This is a genomic window from Okeania sp. SIO3I5, assembly GCF_010672085.1.
Taxonomy (GTDB): domain Bacteria; phylum Cyanobacteriota; class Cyanobacteriia; order Cyanobacteriales; family Microcoleaceae; genus Trichodesmium.
Window position 1 is genome coordinate 1 of the sequence record NZ_JAAHHT010000471.1, and the last position, 2650, is coordinate 2650.

The following is a 2650-nucleotide window of genomic DNA, read 5'->3' on the forward strand; positions in this document are numbered from 1 at the left end:
AGTCGCCGAGGGTCAACGGTCGATTATTTTCGGACACGGAGAAAACGTCAGACTTCCTGTAAAAAGGAAGCAGATTTCAGCGATGTGGTGCGACTCGTTGGCCACTAAACCAGTAAAACTGGGTATAAATGGCCGTTCCAAGTCAATACACGAGGACAACCTCGACTTGTGAATAACTCTTATTACCTTGATGGTGAAATTCCATCTGCCCCGTTGTTGGGTTGACAGCATAGACCACGGAGTAGAGACTGAACATCAATCTCCGAAGCTGGTTTAAAAGCGGGATGCGGACCAGTTACCAGGAACAATACCGCAAGCAAAGGCTGACAAGTGGACGAACAGGAAGGTAATTAAACTCTCGTTATGGAAAGCCATTCCGAAGGTAGCTATGGAATGAAGGACGCAAGTCTGAGGGTCAATGGATAATTCTATCGCATCGGAATTATTGACAACCATATCGAACCCCCCTCCGGGAGAATTTATCCCACTAAATCAGCCGTAACAAAGGAATAAGGGAACGAGGAAACCTCTCTAAGACACCTAAGAATACAGGTCGAAATCTTGGGAAGCCATTCAAGGTCAATCTACGCATCTGGACGTAGGTCTTAGGGAGAGTAGGATTGGGTAAAAAGCTCCAAAAGCTGACGTACCCACTGTTAGACGTAATGTAAGGTAATAATTAGCAGTGAATAAAGCTAAAACACTAAAAAGAAGATTGGGTAATCCAAAGCCCTTTTTAAGCGTGGCATGGGATACAGACGATATACCAGACCCGGTTTGTATTAATCCAAATCTCAAATGGAGAGATATTAATTGGAGACGGGTTGAGAAGAATGTATTTAAGTTGCAAAAATTAATTTACAGAGCATCCAGCCGTGGCGAAATCCGCAAGATGCGTAAATACCAAAGACTTCTGACCAAAAGTCATCACGCTAGGTTGCTAGCTGTTAGGCGCGTGACCCAAGATAACCAGGGTAAAAAAACTGCGGGTGTAGATGGTATCAAGAATCTACCTCCTATGCAGAGACTTAACTTGGTTGATTTATTAAACACGCGATATCTAAAAGCAAGTCCAACCCGTAGAGTCTGGATACCAAAACCAGGGAGGGATGAAAAACGTCCACTAGGCATACCTACTATGTATGATAGGGCGTTACAATCTTTGGTTAAGTTGGGCATGGAACCAGAATGGGAGGCACGTTTTGAACCTAATAGCTATGGTTTTAGACCAGGACGGTCAACGCATGATGCTATTGAAGCAATCTATATCAGTATCAATCACAAACCAAAATATGTGCTAGATGCTGATATATCAAAATGTTTTGACCGAATTAACCATGATGCGCTACTGAGAAAAGTAGGTCAAACACCCTATAAACGGCTAATCAAACAATGGTTAAAATCAGGGGTATTTGACAATAAACAATTCTCAAACACTGTGGAAGGTACACCACAGGGAGGGGTAATATCACCCTTACTAGCAAACATCGCTTTACACGGTATGGAAGAGTGCCTAAACAAATTTGCTGAAACCCTACCAGGAAATAAGCAAAAAAATCAATGCGCACTATCTATAATACGCTATGCTGATGACTTTGTTATCCTACACAAAGATGTCAAAGTAGTTCTGCAAGCAAAGACCGTAATACAGGAATGGTTAAACCAGGTAGGATTAGAACTAAAACCAGAAAAGACCAAAATTGCCCACACCTTGGAGGAATATGAAGGAAATCAACCTGGATTTGACTTCTTAGGTTTTACAATCAGGCAATGGAAGGTTAAGTCAACCAAACAAGGATTTAAAACCCTGATTAAACCATCCTCCAAGAGTATAAAAACTCATTATCGGAAGCTGGCGGATATTTGCGATTCCCACAAAACCGCCACTACTAAAGCTCTAATAGCTAAGTTAAACCCGATAATAAAAGGATGGGCTAACTACTTCTCAACCGTAGTCAGTAAAGAGATATTCGATGAAATTGATAGTCTCTTATGGAAAAGAGTATGGAGATGGGTAAGTAGAAGGCATCCAAATAAGTCGGCTAAATGGGTAAAGAAAAAGTATTTCCTCAACGTTAAAGAAACTAGAAATTGGGTACTTAACGACGGCGAATATATACTAAACCTACACTCGGATGTACCTATTGTACGACACATCAAAGTGAAAGGTAATAAATCACCCTATGACGGCAACTGGACTTATTGGAGTAGTAGAATCGGCAAACACCCAGGCGTAAGGAAAGAAGTCACAACGCTGCTAAAACGGCAAAAGAATAAATGCGCATTTTGTGGATTAACTTTTAGACCAACGGACTTAATAGAGATTGACCACATCATTCCTAAGTCTAAAAAAGGTAGTAACAACTATAAAAATAAACAACTGTTGCACCGACATTGCCACGATACTAAAACTGCTTTAGATAATAAAACATATCCAGAACCAAAGTTACAGGACTTACCTGAAGGTTATTTATGGATTAACGATATGTTAACGCTGAAGCAAGATGTACCCATGACAAGGGATGTCTAAGAGAGGAGCCGTGTGAGGTGAAAGTCTCACGCACGGTTTTGAAGACGAGTCGGGTAGGGTAACTTACCTGGCTTAGTTTAACTCAACCCGCCCTGAGTCATTCGTTCAGCTTAGTCTGTT

At 41.3% G+C, this 2650-nt stretch carries 1 protein-coding gene; it reads left to right on the forward strand.

Going from position 1 to position 2650, the window contains the following annotated elements; genetic code table 11:
- Nucleotides 1-685: 685 nt before the first annotated feature.
- The gene (gene ltrA / locus F6K40_RS39730; RefSeq protein ID WP_293145684.1) at nucleotides 686-2530 is read left to right on the forward strand and encodes a group II intron reverse transcriptase/maturase; all 1845 of its coding nucleotides are present in this window, start codon (nucleotides 686-688) and stop codon (nucleotides 2528-2530) included.
- The last annotated feature ends 120 nt before the right edge of the window (nucleotides 2531-2650 follow it).